A 20,077-nucleotide genomic window follows, 5' to 3' on the forward strand; every position below is an offset into this window, starting at 1 on the left:
TTAGCGGCGTCGTACTGTTTCCGCTACTTTGGCGATAATCCAGAATATTGTGGAAATCGTCACGATGACGAAGCTCGGGGGAGCGGGGAACATGGCGGAAACCACCAGTCCGCCCCAGATTGAGACCAGACAGATTATCGTGGCGGCTACCATCGCGGAGAATGGCGAACGCGCGATGATATTGGCCGTCGCCGCTGGTGTGACCACCAGTGCGAAGACCAGCAGTGTGCCGACGGCGGGGACGGCGATGGTGATCACTCCCGCCATGATTGCCATGAAGCATATGTTCATAAGTCCTACGGGCACGCCTTTCGCCTGCGCCACCTGCTCGTCCAGCGAGCTGAACAGCAACGGGCGGTAGATGACGGCCAATACGGCCAGCAGCAGAACGTCGAATATGGCGAATCCGACGATTTGCCCAGTCGTGATTGTCAGAATGGATCCGAACAATATCGACTGCATTTGTTGGGATGCGGAACTGGACAACCGCGCGAAGAACAGACCCATGCCAGTGGCAAAGGCCAAGACGGTGCCCGTGGCAATCTCACGTTGCGAGGCCTTCTTTCCCAACGCGCCGATCACCAGGGCTCCGCCTAGGGCGAACGCGCCGAGACCGGCGCTGACCGGCAGTCCCAGCAATACCGCGCCCGTGGCGCCGGGCAACCCGATGTGCGCCAATGCGTGTGCGGCGAATGTGGAATGACGGGCGATGGTGAAGTATCCCATAATTCCGGCCGCAAGCGCGATGCATAATCCGGCGAGGAATGCGTTCGTCATGAATGGCGCGGTCAGTGTGCTCGCCCAGTCGGGGTCGAAGGAGAAAGCGGTTCCGTTCATGATTATGCCTCTTGTGTTTCGTGGTTGTGGTGGTGGAATTGGGCGATCTCCTCAGGCGCGTGGGCGTCGACGGTCATATCGTCCGGCTCGTCCTCGCTTGGGGTCACGAACATGTCGCCTTGAGGAGTGGTGACCACTTGTACCGTAGTGCCGTACAGATGGGTGAGCAGTTTCGAATCCAGCACTTCGTTCATGCTCGCATAGTGGGGGTGTCCGTCAAGCAGATACACGGCTCCGGTGAGAATTGGCAGTAGCATGTTCAAATCGTGGGCCACGACCTGGATCGTCATGCCGAGTTCATGGTTGAGTTTGGCGAGCACGTGCACGGTCGCGCGTTGACTGGCCAGATCAAGGTTGGCGAGTGGCTCGTCCAGCATAAGCAGTTGCGGGTCGGACACCAGCGCCTGCGCGATGGCGACGCGTTGACGCAGACCTCCCGAGAGCTCGGACAGGCGGTATGAAGCCTTGTCCCGCATACCGACGAAGGTCAACGCGTCGCGGACCTTGTCTTTTTGCCTGCGGGTGGTGGGGTGGATGCCGAATCTGGCTCCCGTCAAGCCCAGCATCACCGACTGCTCGGCGGTGATGTTCGATTCGATGTCGGAGGCGTAGCTTTGCGGCACGTATCCGATGCGATGATTCATGGTACCGGCTGGTTGGCCGAGCACGGTGATGCTGCCCTGCGCGATGGGAACCAGGCCGAGTTCGGCCTTCATCATGGTTGTCTTGCCGGCTCCGTTGGTGCCGACGATGGCGGTCACCGAGCCCTGTGGGATCCGGAAGGTTCCATGTTGCCAGATGGTGTTCCCGCCACGTGTCACGCCCGCGTCTTTGAATTCGATGCAGGTGGCTGCTTCGTCATGCATGGTCCGCTCCTTGGTCGTTTGCTGAAGCAATTGTTCCAAATGGTGTTGACAATCATTCTCAATAAGCATATGTTCCGCATGCTTCCGGGAATTGCGAAGTCAGATCGCGGAAAAAGAAACCGCCGACGAAGTATGTTTCGTCGGCGGTTTCATGGAATTCCCAGTGATGGATACTGTGAACGATTCACTTTCCCGGATCCGTCTGACCCGTGTTGTCCGGAGAGGTTCCGTCGGTCGTGGATTCGGAGCTCGATTTCGAACCGGAATCGGATTTGGCGTCGGATGGCTGTGTGTCGGAACCGGTTTCATCGGTCCCATCCGTGGCCTTGTCTTTCTCCTTGGCAATCTCCTCGTCCAGCGTCGTGATGAGATGGGTGGTCCATTCGATCAGATCTTTGCAGTCACTCGGCATCTGTTCCGAGATATCGATAACCGGCAGATCGGATTTGTGTGCGGTTCCGGTGATGATATTCGTGGCGTCACTGGTCTCCTGTGTGTTGTTGACCAGGAAGTCGGTGCCATGGTCTTCCAGCAGTTTTTGGAATTCCTGCAGATTCTCGGAAGAGGGCTGCGAGCCGTCCGCAGTGGATTGGGAGTATCCCTCAGGTGTTTTATCGGTGAGACCTATGTCGCTGAAAAGATAGTATGCGACAGGTTCAGTGGAAGCATAGGAGATGCCTTTGAGCGATTTGGAGGATTTCTCCATATCTTTTTCGAGTTTCAACTCCCGTTTGTTCCAAGCTTTGAGGCGAGCCGAGAAGTATTTCCGCTGTTTTGGCATGATGCGACTGTAGGTGTCGGCGAGTTCCTTCGCCATGGCGTTGCGCGCATCGCTCGAGAACCATAGATGGGGGTTGTCTCCCTCGACCGCGCCGACCATCTGCGCCGCGGATACAGAAACAGCATCCTTCCGTGGGGTCTTCGTAGCCCATGAATCATATCCGGCTCCGTTGGCCACGATGACCTGAGCTTTGTCCAATACGTCCACATCCTTGGTTTTGGGTTCGAAGTCGTGGGCGTCTGTGGTGGTGGAGGAGAGGATGGATGTGACTTTGACGTGTGATCCCCCGATCTGCTCCGCCACGGAACCCCACTGGTTGATCGAGGCTACCACCTCGATCGGAGTGGTCTGCTCGGTCTTGGTCTCAGCTGGCTGCTGGTTCGGTTCCGTCTCGTCATTGGAGCATGATGCGGTGCCGAACGCCATGCATAGGGCGATTCCCGCGGCAAAGGCGTGAAGGAATGGACGCTGGTGCGAATGCATGTGGTTGTGCCTTCTTCCTGTGACGTCTCGGTCGTGTCCATCTCGTAAACACGTGCGCGACTTATGACTTGAAACCAAGATAGTCTACGTTACTTGTAAACGCCAATACGACGAACACGGGAACGAGAGGTGTGACCCATCATGGCAGTGAGGATCGATGGCAGGGCGGTGTCCGCGGAAATCAAGAAGGATCTCGCCACGAGGGTCGAGACGCTGAAGGCGCGGGGAATCGAGCCGGGCTTGGGCACCATTCTGGTCGGCTCCGATCCGGGGTCGGTGAAGTACGTCGCAGGCAAACACGCCGATTGCGCCGAAATCGGCGTGAATTCGATCAAACGTGAGCTGCCCGAGGACGCGACCTTCGAGCAGATCGCCGAAACCGTCCGCGAACTCAATGCTGATCCAGCCTGCACCGGTTATATCGTGCAGCTTCCACTTCCGAAAGGCGTCGACGAGAACGCGATCATCGATCTGATCGATCCGAGGAAGGATGCGGACGGCATGCATCCGTACAATCTCGGAGAGCTGGTCCTGCATGCGAAGGGTGATGTAACCACGCCTTTGCCCTGCACGCCCCGGGGCGTGATCGAGCTGCTTCGGGCCTATGACGTCGATCTGAATGGCAAGGAGGTGTGTGTGCTGGGACGAGGCATCACCATCGGACGCACCATCGGGCTGTTGCTCACGCGCAAATCCGTCAACGCCACCGTCACGTTGTGCCATACGGGGACGAAAGACGTGCGCGACCATATGCGACGCGCCGACGTGATCGTCGCGGCCATGGGATCCGCCGGCTTCGTCAAGCCGGACGACATCAAGGAGGGCGCGGTCCTCGTCGATGTCGGCGTGTCCCGGGTGTTCGACGAGGAAGCCGGACGGTATCGGGTCAAAGGGGACGTTGACAAAGCATGCTACGAGAAGGTTTCGGCATACACGCCGAATCCCGGGGGAGTGGGACCGATGACCCGCGCGATGCTGCTGCAGAACGTCGTGGAGATGGCCGAACGTCGGGCTTGAATTTCCGGGATATGGTTTTCGGGCGTGTCGCATAGGGCGGCCCGCCCGTTTTTTGTGCAGGGTCCGCTGTAAGCTTGCGCAATGTGCGCGTATTCGCGTGCACGTATAACTGAAGAACGATTTTATCCATCCACTATTTTGTAAGAAACCACATTAATGGCAGAGAACAATAACGAAGTCGCCAAGGTCGCCATCAACGACATCGGCACCGAAGAGGACTTCATCAAGGCAGTCGATTCCACCATCAAGAACTTCGATGATGGTGATCTGGTCGAAGGTACCGTCGTCAAGGTCGATCATGACGAGGTCCTGCTCGACATCGGCTACAAGACCGAGGGCGTCATCCCCTCCCGCGAGCTTTCCATCAAGAAGGACGTCGATCCTGACGAAGTCGTCGAGGTCGGCGACACCATCGAGGCCCTTGTCGTCACCAAGGAAGACAAGGAAGGCCGTCTGATTCTGTCCAAGAAGCGTGCACAGTACGAGCGCGCCTGGGGCGACATCGAGAAGATCAAGGAAGCCGATGGCGTTGTCGAAGGCACCGTCATCGAAGCCGTCAAGGGTGGTCTCATCGTCGACATCGGTCTGCGTGGCTTCCTGCCGGCATCCCTGGTCGAGATGCGCCGCGTCCGCGATCTGTCCCCGTACATCGGTCAGAAGATCAAGGCCAAGATCCTCGAGCTCGACAAGAACCGCAACAACGTGGTCCTCTCCCGTCGCCAGTACCTCGAGGAGACCCAGTCCGAAGTGCGCGAGACCTTCCTGTCCCAGCTCAAGAAGGGCCAGATCCGCGAAGGTGTCGTGTCCTCCATCGTCAACTTCGGCGCATTCGTCGATCTCGGTGGTGTTGACGGCCTGATCCACGTTTCCGAGCTGTCCTGGAAGCACATCGACCATCCGTCCGAGGTCGTCAAGGTCGGCGACAAGGTCACCGTCGAGGTGCTCGACGTGGATCTCGACCGCGAGCGCATTTCCCTGTCCCTGAAGGCCACCCAGGAAGATCCGTGGCAGCGTTTCGCACGCACCCACGTTCCCGGCCAGATCGTCAAGGGCAAGGTCACTAAGATCGTTCAGTTCGGTGTCTTCATCTCCGTCGAAGACGGCATCGAAGGCCTCGTGCACATCTCCGAGCTGGCCAACCGCCACGTGGAGAACCCGGAGACCGTCGTCAAGCCGGGCGAGGAAGTGTTCGTCAAGGTGATCGACGTCGATCTCGACCGTCGCCGCATCTCCCTGTCCCTCAAGCAGGCCAACGACTCCGTCGATCCGGCTTCCGAGGACTTCGATCCGGCTCTGTACGGTATGCCGGCAGAGTACGACGAGCAGGGCAACTACAAGTATCCGGAAGGCTTCGATCCGGCAACCAACGAGTGGATCGCTGGTTACGAGAAGCAGCGTGAGGAGTGGGAAGCCCAGTACGCCGCCGCTCACGATCTGTGGGAGCAGCACAAGGAGTTCGTCGCCAAGGAACTGGAGAACGCCGAGGCTTCCGCAGCCGAGGACGGCCAAGCTCCGAAGGAAGCGAAGGTCGAAGAGGTGTCCAACTACTCCTCCGAGAGCACTTCCAACGGCACCCTCGCCGATTCCGATCAGCTCGCCGCTCTGCGCGACCAGCTGCTCGGCAAGTGATTTCCACTGAATCGGCTATAAGCCGTTTCAGGTGAATTCCTGATCAAAGACCCCATGTCTAATGGCATGGGGTCTTTGCGTATGCGCCGGCGTATCGGACATACAATGTCGACTATGATTCGAATTGGTCTGACCGGAGGCATCGCTGCCGGCAAAAGCACCGTCGCCACGCATTTGCGTGAACTGGGCGCAGTGCTCATCGATTATGATGCGTTGGCGCGCAAGGCTGTGGAACCCGGAAGCGTTGGCCTACGACGGATCGTGGATCGCTTTGGGCCTGACGCGTTGGACAAGCAAGGCGGCCTCAACCGCCAGTGGATCGCCAGGCACGTGTTTTCCGGGCCGAATGCCGAATCCGAGAGAAAGGCTCTTGACGACATCGAGCATCCCCTGATTTATGAACTCGCTTCTGCAGCCGAGCGGCATGCCCTTGCAATCAATCCCGATGCGGTCGTGGTGCATGACATCCCACTGCTGGCGGAAGTGATGGACGATCTGCCATTCCGTTTCGACCATATAATCACCGTCGAAGCTCCGGAAGACGTGCGGGTGGAACGCATGATGCGCACCCGCGGCATGAGCGAGCGCCAGGCGTTGGATCGGATCGCTCACCAGCCGTCCCGAAAAAAACGTGAGGAGATCTCGGATACGGTGGTCGATTCATCGCAATCCATGGAACGTATGTTCGAGTATGTTGATACGCTGATGCGGCAGTGGCTTTTGAATACGAGGTAGATTATGGGATTCAACATTGAACGTGTGAACAAACCGTTTGTGGTCAAATCGCCATACAAACCGTCTGGTGACCAGCCGAGGGCCATTGAAGAGCTGGCCACGCGCATCGAGAACGGCGAGAACGACGTGGTGCTCATGGGCGCCACAGGCACCGGCAAAACGGCCACCACCGCATGGCTGATCGAACGACTGCAACGTCCGACGCTCATCATCGAACCAAACAAGACGCTCGCCGCCCAGCTGTGCGCAGAGTTCCGTGAGCTCATGCCTGACAACGCGGTGAGCTATTTCGTCTCCTACTACGACTACTACCAGCCGGAAGCTTACATACCGCAGACCGACACCTACATCGAGAAGGACTCCAACATCAACGACGATGTGGAACGTCTGCGTCATGCGGCCACGGCGAATCTTCTGACCCGCCGCGACTGTGTGGTGGTGGCGACGGTCTCCTGCATCTATGGCCTTGGCACGCCGGAGGAATATGCGGGTCGCATGCTGCTGCTCAAGGAAGGTCAGCAGATCGACCGCGATGACTTGCTGCGCAAGTTCGTGGCCATGCAATACAAGCGCAACGACATCGCTTTCACGCGAGGCACGTTCCGGGTTCGGGGAGACACGGTCGAAATCATTCCCGTTTACGAGGAGCTGGCCATCCGCATCGAATTCTTCGGCGACGAGATCGACCGCATCTCCACGCTGCATCCGTTGACCGGCGATGTGATCGGCCATGAGGAGCAGGTGCATATCTTCCCGGCGTCGCATTATGTGGCCGGGCCGGAGCGCATGGAGCGTGCTCTGAAGACCATCCAGCAGGAATTGGACGAGCGCACCGCCGAATTGCGCAAGCAAGGCAAGGAGCTTGAGGCGCAGCGTCTCACCATGCGCACCACGTATGACTTGGAAATGCTTTCCCAGGTGGGCGTGTGCTCCGGTGTGGAGAACTATTCGAGGCATTTCGACGGCCGTGCCCCGGGCACGCCTCCACATACACTGCTCGACTTCTTCCCCGACGATTTCTTGCTTGTCATCGATGAATCGCATGTCACCGTGCCGCAGATCGGAGCAATGTACGAGGGCGACGCGAGCCGCAAACGCACATTGGTCGAACATGGGTTCCGTCTGCCGTCGGCCATGGACAACCGTCCGCTCAAGTGGCCGGAATTCCAGAAACGTGTCGGTCAGACGGTCTATCTGTCGGCGACGCCGGGGGATTACGAACTCGGTCGGAGCAACGGTGTGGTCGAACAGATCATCCGTCCGACCGGTCTTGTCGATCCGCAGATCGATGTGCGTCCTGTGGAAGGCCAGGTCGATGATCTGCTTGCCGAAATCAAGGACAGGGTGGCGGGGAACGAACGCGCGCTGGTCACCACGCTCACCAAGAAGATGGCGGAGGATCTGACCGACTATCTGTTGGAACGCGGCATCAAGGTCGAGTATCTGCATTCCGACGTGGACACGTTGCGGCGAGTCGAACTGCTGCGCGAACTCCGTGAAGGCAAGATCGACGTCATCGTCGGCATCAACCTGCTACGAGAGGGCCTCGATCTGCCGGAAGTGTCATTGGTCGCAATCCTCGACGCGGATAAGGAAGGTTTCCTGCGTTCCTACCGTTCGCTCATCCAGACCATCGGCCGTGCGGCGCGAAACGTGTCCGGCACCGTCGTCATGTATGCGGACGACATCACCGAAGCCATGCGCAAGGCCATCGACGAGACCAACCGCCGCCGTGACATCCAGATTGCCTACAATAAGGAACATGGCATCGATCCGAAGCCGCTCATCAAGAAGATCTCCGATGTCAACGACATGCTTGCCAAGGAGGATGTCGACACCCAGACATTGCTCGGTACCGGATACCGAAACGCGGACAAAGCCGGCAATTCGCATCTCGGCGTGCCGCATACCAGCAAGGAGGAATCCGGCAGGCGGCACGAGGAGATCCTCAAGGCCGGTCTTCCGGCGCAGGATCTAGCCGATTTGATCAGGCAGCTGTCCGAGCAGATGCACACGGCCGCCGAACAACTGCAGTTCGAGCTTGCCGCGCGTCTGCGCGATGAGATCCGCGACCTGAAGAAGGAACTCCGGCAGATGACTGAGGCGAGCAAGTAACCGTCGCCCGGTCATACGGCATTCGTACCATGGTGAATCATGGCTGAAACACCACTTGCTTTTGAAATCGCCACGTTCGCGGTGCTTGCCGTCTTCTTCGTGGTGGACTTGTTCGTAATCGGACGCAAGCCGCATGTGCCGTCCACCAAGGAATGCGTGCAGCATATCGCGTTCTTCGTGGTCATGGCGTTGATCTTCGGCGGACTCATGTGGTTCTTCGCGGGATCGAAGCCGGCCATCGAATTTTATTCGGGCTGGCTTACGGAATATTCGCTGAGTATCGACAATCTATTCGTCTTCGTCATCATTATGTCGAATTTTGCGGTGCCAAAACAGCTGCAGAAATTCGTGCTGTCCATCGGCATCACCATCGCATTGGTGTTGCGCGGCGTGTTCATCCTCATCGGCGCGGCCATTATCTCCCGCTTCACCTGGGTGTTCTTCCTGTTCGGTGCATTCCTTATCGTCACCGCCATCAAGTTGGTCACCGGGGGAGACGAAGATGAGGAATATCATGAGAATGGCTTGATTCGCGCATTGCGCAAGGTCATCAAGATCACCGATGAGTATGACGGAGAAAAGTTGCGTACCGTCAAAAACGGTGCCAAGTATTGGACTCCGATGCTGATCGTCTTTCTGACCATCGGCACCACCGATGTGATGTTTGCCTTTGATTCCATTCCTGCGATTTTCGGTTTGACGAAGGATCCGTTCATTGTGTTCACGTCCAATGTGTTCGCGTTGCTCGGTTTGCAGCAGCTGTACTTCCTGCTCGGAGAGCTGCTCGACAAGCTGGTGTATCTGCCGCTTGGACTTTCCGTGGTTTTGGGCTTCATCGGCGTCAAGCTCATCATGGAGGCATTGCATGGCAACTCGCTGCCGTTCCTCAATGGCGGCCAGCCGATTTCCTGGGTTCCGGAAGTGCCCACATGGCTATCGCTTGTCGTTATCGTTCTTGCGATTGGTGGTGCGGCTTTGGCAAGTGTTATTAAGATGCGCACCATGAAAGCGAACGAAAAGTGACAGTCCGGCAAACGTTGGGAGAATAGAGCTTTTCTATTCTCCTACGAAATTGTGAGCGCTCACAACACACCTAGTTCTGAGGTGGAAGTGGGCGCTTTTTGCTAGTAAGCTGTGCCATTGGAAACAGGGTCGTCAGATCCAAAATCAATATCAACAAGAATAGGCAGGCATTCATGCGTAAAGCCAAGATCGTAGATACCATCGGTCCCGCTACCGAGTCCCTGGAAGGCATCACCAGCCTTGTCGAAGCAGGTATGGACGTCGCTCGTCTGAACCGCTCCCACGGCACTCCGGAAGACCACCTCAAGGTCTACAACAACCTCCGTGCCGCCGCCAAGGCCACTGGCCGCAACGTCGCAGCCCTGGTTGACCTGCAGGGTCCGAAGATCCGCTGCGGTTGGTTCAAGAAGAACGCCGACGGCGAGGACAAGGTCCAGCTGACCGAAGGCCAGGAGTTCGTCATCACCACTGATGACATCGAAGGCGACGAGCACATCACCTCCACCACCTTCAAGGGTCTCCCGGGCGACTGCCATGCAGGCGATCCGATCCTCATCGACGACGGCAAGGTCCGCCTCGAGGTCACCAAGGTCGAAGGCAACAACGTGTACACCAAGGTTGTCGTTGCCGGACCGGTCTCCAGCCACAAGGGCATCAACCTTCCGGGCGTCGCCGTGTCTCTGCCGGCTCTGACCGAGAAGGACGAAGAGGATCTGCGCTGGGCCATCCGCACCGGCGCCGACATCATCGCCATGTCCTTCGTGCGTTTCGCCACCGACATCGACCGCGCCCACGAGATCATGGACGAGGAAGGCCGTCGCATCCCGGTCGTCGCCAAGATCGAGAAGCCGCAGGCTCTTGAGAACCTTGAAGAGATCGTCAAGGCCTTCGACGGCATCATGGTCGCCCGTGGCGATATGGCCGTCGAGTGCCCGCTGGAAGAGGTTCCGCTGGCCACCAAGCGTTGCATCGAGCTGGCTCGTCAGTATGCCAAGCCGGTCATCGTGGCCACCGAAGTCCTCGGCTCCATGGTCAATTCCCCGGTCCCGACCCGTGCAGAGGCATCCGACTGCGCCAACGCCGTCCTCGACGGTGCCGACGCCACCATGACCTCCAACGAGACCGCCGTCGGCAAGTACCCGGCAGTCACCGTGAACACCATGAGCCGCATCTCCACCTTCGCCACCGAGCATGGTTTCGACCGCATCCCGGAGCTGAAGAACCTGGATATGTCCTCCACCGGTGCCGTCTCTTCCGCCGCCGTCGACCTGGCCGACAAGCTCAACGCCAAGGCCATCGTCGCCTACACCCAGACCGGTTCCACCGTGCACCGCGTGTCCCGTGAACGTCCGGCCACCCCGATCTACGGCATCACCAACAACGAGCACACCTTCCACTGGCTGGCCCTGTCTTGGGGCACCGAGTCCTTCCTGCTCGATGAGGATTACCACGACAAGTCCCGCAAGGACCTGATGATCTTCACCGATAAGATCCTGAAGGATGCCGGCAAGGTCACCGATGGCGACAAGATCGTCGTGCTGAGCTCCGCCCAGGGCGAGCACCAGCCGGGCCGCACCGATTCCATCTACGTCCACACCGTTGGTGCCTGCGACTGAGATTGAGATGCCGCTTTAGACGACTGTCCAACGGGTCTCCCGTCGAATTTCCGACGGGAGACCCGTTTGTTTATACGACATGCCGTGACAACGCCGTGGATTTGCCGTGGACCACGATGCTGTGCTATCCTGCCATAGTTGCGTGCAAGCCCTCGTATCCCAATTGGTAGAGGAAGCAGCCTCAAAATCTGCGCAGTGTGGGTTCGAGTCCCACCGAGGGCACGTAAGAAATCAATATCAATCCAGGCCCAGGTTGGGGCACGTTAGGCCGGCTTTGGGCGTGACAGTGGAAAGAGACCGACATGGCTGCAGAGAAGACCGCGGAACCGGATGAAGTGCTCACCGATGAGGAACTCCAGGCTGCCGCGGAACCAGGACAGGAATCCACTGAAGGCAAGGCGTCCGGCCAGCGCACAGTCGTCGTTGCCGAAGATGAATCCGTGAACCGTATGGATCTGGTGGCCATGCTGGAAGACAATGGCTATGAGGTTGTGGGCGAGGCCGCCAACGGTGAGGAAGCCGTCGAACTGACCCGCAAGTTCCGTCCGAGCGTGGTGTGCATGGATGTCAAGATGCCTCGTATGGATGGCATCGAAGCCGCGGGCATCATCTGCGACGAGAATATCGCCCCTGTAGTCATGCTGACCGCGTTCTCTCAGTCCGATCTGGTCAAGAAGGCCACCGGTGCCGGTGCCATGGCCTATGTCACCAAGCCGTATGAGGAATCCAAGCTGCTGCCGGCTCTGGAAGTGGCCATGGGTCGATTCGCTGAGATCAACGACCTGTTGGACAATGTCGAACGCAGCGAATCCAAGTTGCAGGAGACCGAGGAACAGCTCAAGAAGACGGAAGAGCAGCTCAAGAAGGCCGAGGAGACGCTTGAGGAGCGCAAGCTTGTCGACCGCGCCAAGGGTCTGTTGATGGACAAGGCGGACTTCTCCGAGCAGGGAGCCTTCCGTTGGATTCAGAAGACCTCCATGGACCAGCGTATCCCGAAGAAGCGTCTGGCCATGGCCATCATCGCCAAGTACGGCGAGCAGAAGTCGGAAGCAGAGGATGAGCGCTAACACACCAGCTGTGGCAGGCACTTCACGCGGAACGCTATTGGTCGTCGACGGCCATTCCTTGGCGTTCCGCGCTTTTTTTGCCTTACCCGTAGAGAATTTCAGTACATCATCAGGTCAGGCCACCAACGCGGTCTGGGGATTCGCCACCATGCTTTCGCAGGTGATCGATGCCGAACATCCAGACCATCTTGCCGTCGCATTCGATGTGAAGGGCGGCACGTTCCGCAACCAGATGCTGCCGCAATACAAGGGAACGCGCGATGCGGCCCCCGAGGATCTGCTTTCTCAGCTTCCGTTGATTCAGCAGATGCTGAAGGCCCTTGGAGTCACGTTCATCGAGAAACCCGGATTTGAAGGCGATGACGTGATCGGCACACTCGCCAGCATGGGCGATCAGGACGGTTACCGGACATTGGTTCTGTCGGGAGACCGTGATGCGTTCCAGCTCATCAACGACAACATCACCGTGCTGTATCCGGGACACCACTTCAAGGATCTGAAGCATATGACCCCCGAGGCGGTGGAGGAGAAGTACCATGTGACGCCGGCCCAATATCCCGATCTGGCTGCGTTGCGAGGCGAGACGGCCGACAACATCCCCGGCGTGCCGGGAGTGGGTGACGGGTTCGCGGCCAAATGGATCAACCAATACGGTGGTCTTGATCAGATCATCGAGCATGCCGACGAAATCGGCGGGAAAAAGGGCGAAGCCCTGAGGGAGAACATCGAGCAGGTCAAGCTGAACCGTTCCGTGAACGCGCTGGTTCGTGACCTCGATCTTGGCGTGACGGTGTCGGATCTGACCTTCGGACAGGTCGACGCCAACCAGCTTGACATCTTGTTCACCAAGCTTGAATTCGGTGTCAGAACCAAGAACCGTGTGTTGAGGACGTTCAATGCCGGCAAGGCGTCCGAGGTCGTGAGGGAGGCCAGCAGGCTCGAACTGCCGCATGTGGAAATCATCGACGGTCCGAATGAGCTTGAATCCTGGGTTCAGGCGCATCTTCCCGAACCACAGGAACACGCGCATGATCGGCATGAGCGGATCGGCATGATGTCGTCGCTCGGTTTCGAGATCGATGCGGAGGACCGTTGCTCGGATATGATGGCGCGGTCGTGGATCCTTCATGCGGAAGGCGTGTCAAAACCCGGGAATGCGTCACTCTCGACGGTGATGATCGCCTCGCATGGCGAGGCCGCCCGAATCAACACGTTCGACGAGGACATGCTGCGGTGCCTGCAGCGAATTCTTGACCGCTACCATCGGTCCATGGTGACGCACGGCTATAAAGAGCAGTCGCATCTGCTTGGCAGCGTCGGCGTGGAGCTTCCCGAACCACTGTTCGACACCAAGCTCGCAGGTTATCTAGCTCATCCCGATTTCCATGCTGATACCTTGGAACAGGCGGCTGCACACTTCCTGGATCTGCATGTCGAGGCGCAGGACGATGGCGCGACGCAGGGGACATTGGATTTTGACGAGCCGGAAGGCTCCGATTCCAAGGACGATGAGAAGCTGCCGGCCCATGTCGCAATCGTGGGGCTTCTGGCCGATTATCTTTCCGGAGTCCTGGATGAGCGGAAGCAGTTCGGTCTGTTGGAATTCATCGAGATTCCGGTTTCCCATGTCCTGCACGGCATGGAGCAGGTGGGCGCGCAGGTGGACATGACGCGTCTGGAGCAGATGCGCGAACAACTTGCCACGGATGCCAATCAGGCGCAGGAAACCGCTTGGCGGTTCGCGGGCGAGCGTGTGAACCTGCAGAGTCCCAAGCAGCTCCGGAAGATCCTGTTCGAGGACATGGGGCTGAAGCCGACGAAGAAGACTAAGTCTGGCTCGTACACCACCAATGCCGCGGCGTTGCAGACGCTGCGGGACCGTTCGTATGACAACGACCGCGCATGCCAGTTCCTCGATGCGCTGCTTTTGCACCGGGAAAAGAACAAGCTCAAGCAGATCGTGCAGACGCTGATAGACGCCACGAACAGGCATGATGGGCGCATCCACACCACATTCGAGCAGACTGTGGCCGCCACTGGGCGGTTGAGCTCCGTCGATCCGAATCTGCAGAACATTCCGAACAGGGATCCCGCAGGACGCGAGATACGTTCCGCGTTCGTACCGGGGGAGGGATTCGAATCTCTGCTCAGCTCCGATTACTCGCAGGTCGAGTTGCGCATCATGGCCGACCTTTCCGGGGACGAGGCTTTGATAGAGGCCTTCCGCTCCGGCAAGGACTTCCACAAATACGTGGCAAGCCTGGTCTACGGCATCCCCGTCGAGGACATCACCTCCGACCAGCGAAGCCACGTCAAGGCGATGAGCTACGGACTCGCCTATGGTTTGAGCACGTATGGGCTCGCACAACAGCTCAAAATCAAGCCCAAGGAAGCCGAATCGTTGAAGAACCAATATTTCGCGACCTTCGGCAAGGTCCATGAATATCTTGAATCGTTGGTCTCGTCAGCACGTGAGAACGGATATACCGAAACCATTTTCGGCAGACGCAGGTATTTCCCGGGTCTCAAATCGCCGAACCGCGCCATACGCGACGCGGCCGAGCGAGCCGCGTTGAACGCGCCGATCCAGGGGTCGGCGGCCGACATCATGAAGATCGCCATGATCCGCGCATACGGCTCGCTGCAGGAGGAGAAACTCAATAGCCGCATCATTCTGCAGATCCATGACGAACTTGTGGTGGAGGTCGCTCCGGGCGAGGCCGAGAAGGTCACCGCTTTGGTGAAGGACGCCATGGAACATGCCGTCACCATGGCGGTTCCGTTGGACGTGTCCACGGGCATAGGATCCGATTGGCAGCTGGCCGCCCATTGATCCGTTCGTATGTAACGGATGTCGGCTTGATACGCGGAATGAAGGAAGGCAGATAAATGGCAACGTTGAAGCAGGTGGTGGATGTACTGGAGAAGCTGTATCCGCTGAAATATGCGGAACAGTGGGACGAGCCTGGGCTTATCGTGGGCGATCTCCGCCATGATGTGCGCAACATCGCTTTCGCGGCCGACCCGTCCATGGCGGTGGTCGATCAGGCGATTGCTGATGGCGTCGATTTGCTGATCTGCCATCATCCGCTGTTCTTCCGTTCCGTGCATGCGGTGTCCGGACTGGGATTCCGGGGCGAGATCGTGCGCAAGCTCAATCTCGCCGGTTGCGCGTTGTGGGTCGGGCATACCAATGCGGATGCCGCCTATCGAGGGGTCGCCATGGCCGCGGCCGACGCGTTCGGATTGATCGACCAGCATCCACTGGTGCCCATCGACGATCCGAAGGCCGAACATCCGGTCGGACTGGGACGTGTCGGGCGGCTGCCGAAGCCCATGGCGTTGCGTGATTTCGCGCAGCGCATAGCCGATGCGCTGCCATATACCGAGCTGGGCGTGCAGGTGTGCGGCGACCTGGACGCGCCGATCGGCACGGTGGCGGTTCTGCCGGGTTCTGGCGACTCCCTGTTCGACGAGGTTCGCGCGGCGGGTGCTGACGTGTACGTGACCAGCGACCTCCGTCACCATCCGGTGACCGACGCCATAGAGCAGGCGCGTTATGAGGCGTCCATGCGTGCCGACGGAGTCGAAATCGGACAGGGGGATCCGCAGATTCGTCCGATGTTCGTCAACACGCCCCATAGCGCCATCGAATCCATATGGTTCCAATACGCCATGGGCGACGTTCCCCGGGCGGTGTCCGAGGCTACCGGCGACATTCCGACCGTTCGCTGGATTTCCATGAACACCGATCCGTGGAATCTGGTGCTGCCATCCTGCGGACAGGAGCGTTGAGGACGATGTCCGATATGACCGGCGTGGATATGTCATTGGACGAATCCGGTGATGGCGTGGACATGACCAAGCCAGCCACGGTGCTTAGCAGCGAGAATGTGTACCAAGGCGCGATCTTCGGCGTCGAGGACATGAGGATCGCGTTGCCGATGCGCGGCGGCGGACGGACCGTGATCCGTCGACAGGTGATGCGCCATGCGCCCTGCGTGGTCATGCTGGTGCATGATTGCTCCACAGACCGGTATCTGCTTGAACGGGAGTATCGCGTCGGTTGTGATGCGTTCGCCTACGGCCTGCCGGCGGGACTCATCGATGACGGCGAGGACGTCGATGCCGCGGCCCTCAGGGAGCTCCGGGAGGAGACCGGCGTGGAGCCGGAAGGCGCAGACGGCTGCGTCATTGACCATGTGGGGAGTTTCTACTCATCCGAAGGCATGACCGACGAATTGGCGAACATCATGGTGATGCATCTTCATCGGTGGCACAAAGGGGAGAAACATTTCGACAGCGACGAGCACGTCGAATCGGCCTGGGTCTCATGGGAACAGGTGAAAGGCACGCGTATCACGGCGTCCAATTCGATAATCGCCATCCTGCATGAGGAGATCCGCAGGATACAGCGACGATAGCGTCGGGCGGATCCCGAATTGTAAAAACAATCGTCGGAATGATGGAAATGACGGATTCGTCCGGCAAAACGTGCGATACTTGAATCATGCAAATCAGACCTGGATCGATGTATCCACTCGGCGCAAGCTATGACGGTGCCGGCGTGAATTTCGCTCTTTTCTCCCAAGTGGCGCAGAAGGTCGAGCTCTGCCTCTTCGATGAGGAAGACCACGAGACCCGAGTGGAAATGACGGAGCAGAACTCCTACGTATGGCACAACTATCTGCCGGGAATACAACCCGGTCAACGATATGGGTACCGCGTGTACGGTCCGTACGACCCGATGAAGGGGCTGCGGTGCAATCCGAACAAGCTGCTGCTCGATCCGTACGCCAAGGCCATCGAAGGCAACATTGACGGCGATGAGAGCCTGTATTCGTATTGGTTCAAAAGCCCCGACGACGTGAACAACATGAACACGCTGGATTCCGCGGCCCATACCATGAAATCCGCCGTGATCAATCCGTATTTCGATTGGGGCAACGACCAGCATCCTAACATCTCATACCACGATTCGGTGATTTACGAGGCGCATGTGCGAGGCATGACCAACCTTAATCTGGACGTGCCTCCGGATATCCGTGGAACCTATGCGGGGCTCGCGTATCCTTCGGTCATCGAGTATCTGAAGAAGCTTGGCGTCACCGCCATAGAGCTTATGCCGATACACCAGTTCGTCAACGACAGCTTTCTGCAGGAAAAGGGACTGAGCAACTACTGGGGGTACAACACCATCGGCTTCTTCGCGCCGCATAACGCATACTCCAGCTCCGGAGAACGCGGCGAGCAGGTCAACGAATTCAAATCCATGGTGAAGGCCTACCATCGGGCCGGCATGGAAGTCATTCTTGATGTGGTGTACAACCATACCGCCGAAGGCAACAACCTCGGTCCGACGCTGAGCTTCAAAGGTATCGACAACGGCGCCTACTATCGTCTGGTCGACAACGACCGCCGCCATTACTTTGACACGACCGGCACCGGCAACTCCCTGCTGATGCGCTCGCCGCATGCGTTGCAGCTCATCACCGACAGCCTGCGCTATTGGGTCACGGAAATGCACGTCGACGGCTTCCGGTTCGATTTGGCGGCCACATTGGCCCGACAGTTCCAGGAGGTCGACAAGCTGTCGGCGTTCTTCGACATCGTCGAGCAGGATCCGGTCATCTCTCGCGTCAAGCTTATCGCCGAACCGTGGGATCTGGGCTCCGGAGGCTATCAGGTGGGTGGTTTCCCGTCCAGCTGGTCTGAATGGAACGGCCGGTATCGCGATTGCGTGCGTGATTTCTGGCGTTCGCAACCGTCCACGTTGCCGGAATTCGCCAGCCGCCTCATGGGCAGCTCCGACCTGTATCAGATGAATGGTCGCCGTCCTGTGGCCTCCGTGAACTTCATCACCGCGCATGATGGTTTCACCATGAACGATCTCGTGAGTTACAACGAGAAGCACAATGAGGCCAATGGCGAGGACAGCAGGGACGGCGAAAGCAACAACCGTTCTTGGAACTGCGGAGTGGAGGGTCCGACGACCATCAAGGACGTCAACGACCTGCGCCAGCAGCAGATGCGCAACATGTTCGCCACGCTGCTGTGCAGCCAGGGCATTCCGATGATCTGCGGCGGTGACGAGGTGGGGCGTACCCAGCAGGGCAACAACAACGCCTACTGCCAGGACAACGCCATTTCATGGACGAATTGGGATCTTGACGATGACCAGAAGGATCTTCTCGCATTCGTTTCAAAAATGATCCACCTGCGTCTCGAACATCCCGTGCTGCATCGCCGTCGTTTCTTCACTGGACGCGAGCCAGGCGATCCCGCCGACAAGATTCCACAGGTCGAATGGATGGATCACAACGGTTCCATCATGGATATGGAGGATTGGTCCAACACCCATGCCTTCTCGGTGATGATCTATCTGAACGGTTCCGACATTCCTGAGTCCGATTGGTATGGCAATCAGATGGTGGATAACGATTTCATCCTGATTTTCAACGCGCACTACGAGCCGATTATGTTCACCTTGCCGGACGAGCGGTACGGCAAGAAATGGCGGCTTGTGGTCGACACCCATAATCCGAAGGGGCCGGAACTCAATTATGAGGCGGGCTTCGCGATCACCGCGCAGTCGAGAAGCTTCCTGTTGCTGATGAGCGATAAGAAGTCGAATGCCAAGAACTACGATTTCTGACGGTCGAGTGTGCGATTCGATGGGGAAGGGTCATCCGTTCGGATGTCCCTTCCTTTTTGTTTTCGCGTTTTCTTGCAGAAGGTCAGACTTCCGAGGCGAGTCGCGAGGAGGTTTCAGGAACGGTTTCACTGACTTCGGCGAGATCTTCGACGGAGTGTGGATGCTTGGTCTGTGTCAGAATGAGCTGCGTCTGCACGCGGTCGGCCTCGATTGCCGCGATTTGTCGTGAGAAGATGATGAACCAGCCTAGGAACATCATGCCGGCGAGCGCTTCGACGTTCGTCAGGGTGTTGCGCCCGGACAGCCATTGGAAGCCCGCGAATGCGCCTATCACAATGGCAAGATCGGAGATCACGTACACGACTTTAGAAAGTTGCGGCGCGAGCCAAGGCAGTGCGATCATTAGCACGCTCATCAGACAGGGCAGCCCTCGGGCGAACACATTGTGCAGGATCGGATGTGGGGTATATCGGAATGCGCCGATGCCAACAAAGGCGATTCCCGCAAGCGTCAGCATGATTGACAGCAGGAGGATTCTGATTCTGAAATGTTTCGGCGTGTCCTCCCTGTCGTCCGGTGAGAGGTACTGCATTTGCAGCCGATGTGTGGTGATGAGTTCGGAGATCGCGAAGTAGCTGATGATGACGATGCAGACGCCGGCCAACATCAATGTCGAATTGAACATGCGTGCTGCGAATGTGGTGCGGTCGCCCAGCTGGGAGAAATTATTGTTGTACCAGTAGGGGTCGTCGGACGTCAGCCCTGCGATGCTGACGCCGGAAACCACGAAGAATGGCAGTAGGGATGCGATGGTTTTGGCGTTCATCAACTCCGCCTGGACGAATGTGACATATCCGACGACTCCTGAGATCGCGGAGCAGAGTACAGCCAGATATCCTTTCAGCGTACGCAGTCCCATCATGTCGCTGGCGATGGAAAGCATCATGAACGCTGTGACGAAGATGGTCGACGCATAGACCACCGACAGGGCAAATATTTCGAAGATTCGACGAATCGGAATGGTCCAGCCGCGTTTCAACGTCATCGAACGTGAATTGCGGATGTATCCCAAGCAGAATGAGATGACTCCGCATCCCGCGGTGATTCCCGCGCATACGGTGAACAGACGTTGGGTGACACGCCAGATGGCGGGAGCGAACTGCAGGTACAGATTCATGGCTATCCATGCGAGAGCGGCGCATGCCATGAAGGAGATGATGCCCGACGATTCGGCCTGCTGATGACGTCCCATG

Annotated in this window: 15 protein-coding genes and 1 tRNA gene; 12 read left to right on the plus strand and 4 right to left on the minus strand. The window is 58.1% G+C overall.

Annotated elements, in window-relative coordinates; all coding sequences use genetic code 11:
* From OU26_RS03105 to OU26_RS03115, 3 genes are all read right to left on the minus strand, one after another.
* Window positions 1-837, minus strand: a complete 837-nt coding sequence (locus tag OU26_RS03105) for a metal ABC transporter permease (protein WP_026645813.1) — start codon at window positions 835-837, stop codon at window positions 1-3.
* A gap of 2 nt (window positions 838-839) precedes the next feature.
* Window positions 840-1,703: an ABC transporter ATP-binding protein gene (locus tag OU26_RS03110; RefSeq protein WP_026645814.1), complete on the minus strand. Its 864-nt coding sequence runs from the start codon at window positions 1,701-1,703 to the stop codon at window positions 840-842.
* 184 nt (window positions 1,704-1,887) lie between these two features.
* Window positions 1,888-2,967 carry a metal ABC transporter solute-binding protein, Zn/Mn family gene (locus OU26_RS03115; protein ID WP_026645815.1) on the minus strand — a complete coding sequence of 360 codons (1,080 nt, stop codon included), beginning with the start codon at window positions 2,965-2,967 and terminating at the stop codon, window positions 1,888-1,890.
* Window positions 2,968-3,108: 141 nt separating this feature from the next.
* Here OU26_RS03115 and OU26_RS03120 point away from each other — a divergent pair, with 141 nt between their 5' ends.
* From OU26_RS03120 to glgX, 12 genes are all read left to right on the plus strand, one after another.
* Entirely contained in the window at window positions 3,109-3,984 is an 876-nt protein-coding gene (locus OU26_RS03120; protein ID WP_026645816.1) for a bifunctional methylenetetrahydrofolate dehydrogenase/methenyltetrahydrofolate cyclohydrolase, read from the plus strand.
* Between the two features lie 156 nt (window positions 3,985-4,140).
* Window positions 4,141-5,613 (plus strand): 30S ribosomal protein S1, encoded by a 1,473-nt coding sequence (gene rpsA / locus OU26_RS03125; RefSeq protein ID WP_026645817.1) that lies wholly within the window; start codon window positions 4,141-4,143, stop codon window positions 5,611-5,613.
* Window positions 5,614-5,727: 114 nt separating this feature from the next.
* Window positions 5,728-6,348, plus strand: a complete 621-nt coding sequence (coaE, locus tag OU26_RS03130) for a dephospho-CoA kinase (RefSeq protein WP_026645818.1) — start codon at window positions 5,728-5,730, stop codon at window positions 6,346-6,348.
* A 3-nt stretch (window positions 6,349-6,351) separates the two neighbouring features.
* Window positions 6,352-8,463 (plus strand): excinuclease ABC subunit UvrB, encoded by a 2,112-nt coding sequence (gene uvrB / locus OU26_RS03135; RefSeq protein ID WP_026645819.1) that lies wholly within the window; start codon window positions 6,352-6,354, stop codon window positions 8,461-8,463.
* A 39-nt stretch (window positions 8,464-8,502) separates the two neighbouring features.
* Entirely contained in the window at window positions 8,503-9,486 is a 984-nt protein-coding gene (locus OU26_RS03140; RefSeq protein ID WP_026645820.1) for a TerC family protein, read from the plus strand.
* Window positions 9,487-9,659: 173 nt separating this feature from the next.
* Window positions 9,660-11,102 (plus strand): pyruvate kinase, encoded by a 1,443-nt coding sequence (gene pyk / locus OU26_RS03145; protein WP_026645821.1) that lies wholly within the window; start codon window positions 9,660-9,662, stop codon window positions 11,100-11,102.
* A gap of 148 nt (window positions 11,103-11,250) precedes the next feature.
* A tRNA-Leu gene (locus tag OU26_RS03150) sits at window positions 11,251-11,324 on the plus strand.
* 80 nt (window positions 11,325-11,404) lie between these two features.
* Window positions 11,405-12,169, plus strand: coding sequence for an ANTAR domain-containing response regulator (locus OU26_RS03155; RefSeq protein ID WP_026645822.1), 765 nt, complete (start codon window positions 11,405-11,407; stop codon window positions 12,167-12,169).
* Entirely contained in the window at window positions 12,159-15,002 is a 2,844-nt protein-coding gene (polA, locus tag OU26_RS03160) for a DNA polymerase I (protein WP_033498883.1), read from the plus strand. The genes OU26_RS03155 and polA overlap by 11 nt, the downstream gene beginning before the upstream one ends.
* 56 nt (window positions 15,003-15,058) lie before the next feature.
* Window positions 15,059-15,964, plus strand: coding sequence for a Nif3-like dinuclear metal center hexameric protein (locus tag OU26_RS03165; protein WP_026645824.1), 906 nt, complete (start codon window positions 15,059-15,061; stop codon window positions 15,962-15,964).
* Window positions 15,965-15,969: 5 nt separating this feature from the next.
* Window positions 15,970-16,593 (plus strand): NUDIX hydrolase, encoded by a 624-nt coding sequence (locus OU26_RS03170; RefSeq protein WP_026645825.1) that lies wholly within the window; start codon window positions 15,970-15,972, stop codon window positions 16,591-16,593.
* A gap of 107 nt (window positions 16,594-16,700) precedes the next feature.
* Window positions 16,701-18,824, plus strand: a complete 2,124-nt coding sequence (gene glgX, locus OU26_RS03175; RefSeq protein ID WP_026645826.1) for a glycogen debranching protein GlgX — start codon at window positions 16,701-16,703, stop codon at window positions 18,822-18,824.
* An 82-nt stretch (window positions 18,825-18,906) separates the two neighbouring features.
* On the opposite strand, the gene OU26_RS03180 is transcribed toward glgX, so the two are convergent.
* Complete coding sequence (locus tag OU26_RS03180) at window positions 18,907-20,076, minus strand: ABC transporter permease (RefSeq protein WP_026645827.1); 1,170 nt, start codon at window positions 20,074-20,076, stop codon at window positions 18,907-18,909.
* Window position 20,077: the final 1 nt, after the last annotated feature.

Origin of the sequence: Bifidobacterium ruminantium DSM 6489, assembly GCF_000770925.1 — a bacterium.
GTDB classification, from domain to species: domain Bacteria; phylum Actinomycetota; class Actinomycetes; order Actinomycetales; family Bifidobacteriaceae; genus Bifidobacterium; species Bifidobacterium ruminantium.

What these genes read in the sequence shown, in the direction of transcription:
- uvrB (WP_026645819.1), top strand. Translation starts at nt 6,352, where the DNA reads ATGGGATTCAACATTGAACGTGTGAACAAACCGTTTGTGGTCAAATCG.
- glgX (WP_026645826.1), top strand. Translation starts at nt 16,701, where the DNA reads ATGTATCCACTCGGCGCAAGCTATGACGGTGCCGGCGTGAATTTCGCT.
- OU26_RS03180 (WP_026645827.1), bottom strand. Translation starts at nt 20,076, where the DNA reads ATGGGACGTCATCAGCAGGCCGAATCGTCGGGCATCATCTCCTTCATG.
- OU26_RS03110 (WP_026645814.1), bottom strand. Translation starts at nt 1,703, where the DNA reads ATGCATGACGAAGCAGCCACCTGCATCGAATTCAAAGACGCGGGCGTG.
- OU26_RS03155 (WP_026645822.1), top strand. Translation starts at nt 11,405, where the DNA reads ATGGCTGCAGAGAAGACCGCGGAACCGGATGAAGTGCTCACCGATGAG.
- polA (WP_033498883.1), top strand. Translation starts at nt 12,159, where the DNA reads ATGAGCGCTAACACACCAGCTGTGGCAGGCACTTCACGCGGAACGCTA.
- OU26_RS03140 (WP_026645820.1), top strand. Translation starts at nt 8,503, where the DNA reads ATGGCTGAAACACCACTTGCTTTTGAAATCGCCACGTTCGCGGTGCTT.
- OU26_RS03115 (WP_026645815.1), bottom strand. Translation starts at nt 2,967, where the DNA reads ATGCATTCGCACCAGCGTCCATTCCTTCACGCCTTTGCCGCGGGAATC.
- OU26_RS03165 (WP_026645824.1), top strand. Translation starts at nt 15,059, where the DNA reads ATGGCAACGTTGAAGCAGGTGGTGGATGTACTGGAGAAGCTGTATCCG.
- OU26_RS03105 (WP_026645813.1), bottom strand. Translation starts at nt 837, where the DNA reads ATGAACGGAACCGCTTTCTCCTTCGACCCCGACTGGGCGAGCACACTG.
- coaE (WP_026645818.1), top strand. Translation starts at nt 5,728, where the DNA reads ATGATTCGAATTGGTCTGACCGGAGGCATCGCTGCCGGCAAAAGCACC.
- pyk (WP_026645821.1), top strand. Translation starts at nt 9,660, where the DNA reads ATGCGTAAAGCCAAGATCGTAGATACCATCGGTCCCGCTACCGAGTCC.
- OU26_RS03120 (WP_026645816.1), top strand. Translation starts at nt 3,109, where the DNA reads ATGGCAGTGAGGATCGATGGCAGGGCGGTGTCCGCGGAAATCAAGAAG.
- OU26_RS03170 (WP_026645825.1), top strand. Translation starts at nt 15,970, where the DNA reads ATGTCCGATATGACCGGCGTGGATATGTCATTGGACGAATCCGGTGAT.
- rpsA (WP_026645817.1), top strand. Translation starts at nt 4,141, where the DNA reads ATGGCAGAGAACAATAACGAAGTCGCCAAGGTCGCCATCAACGACATC.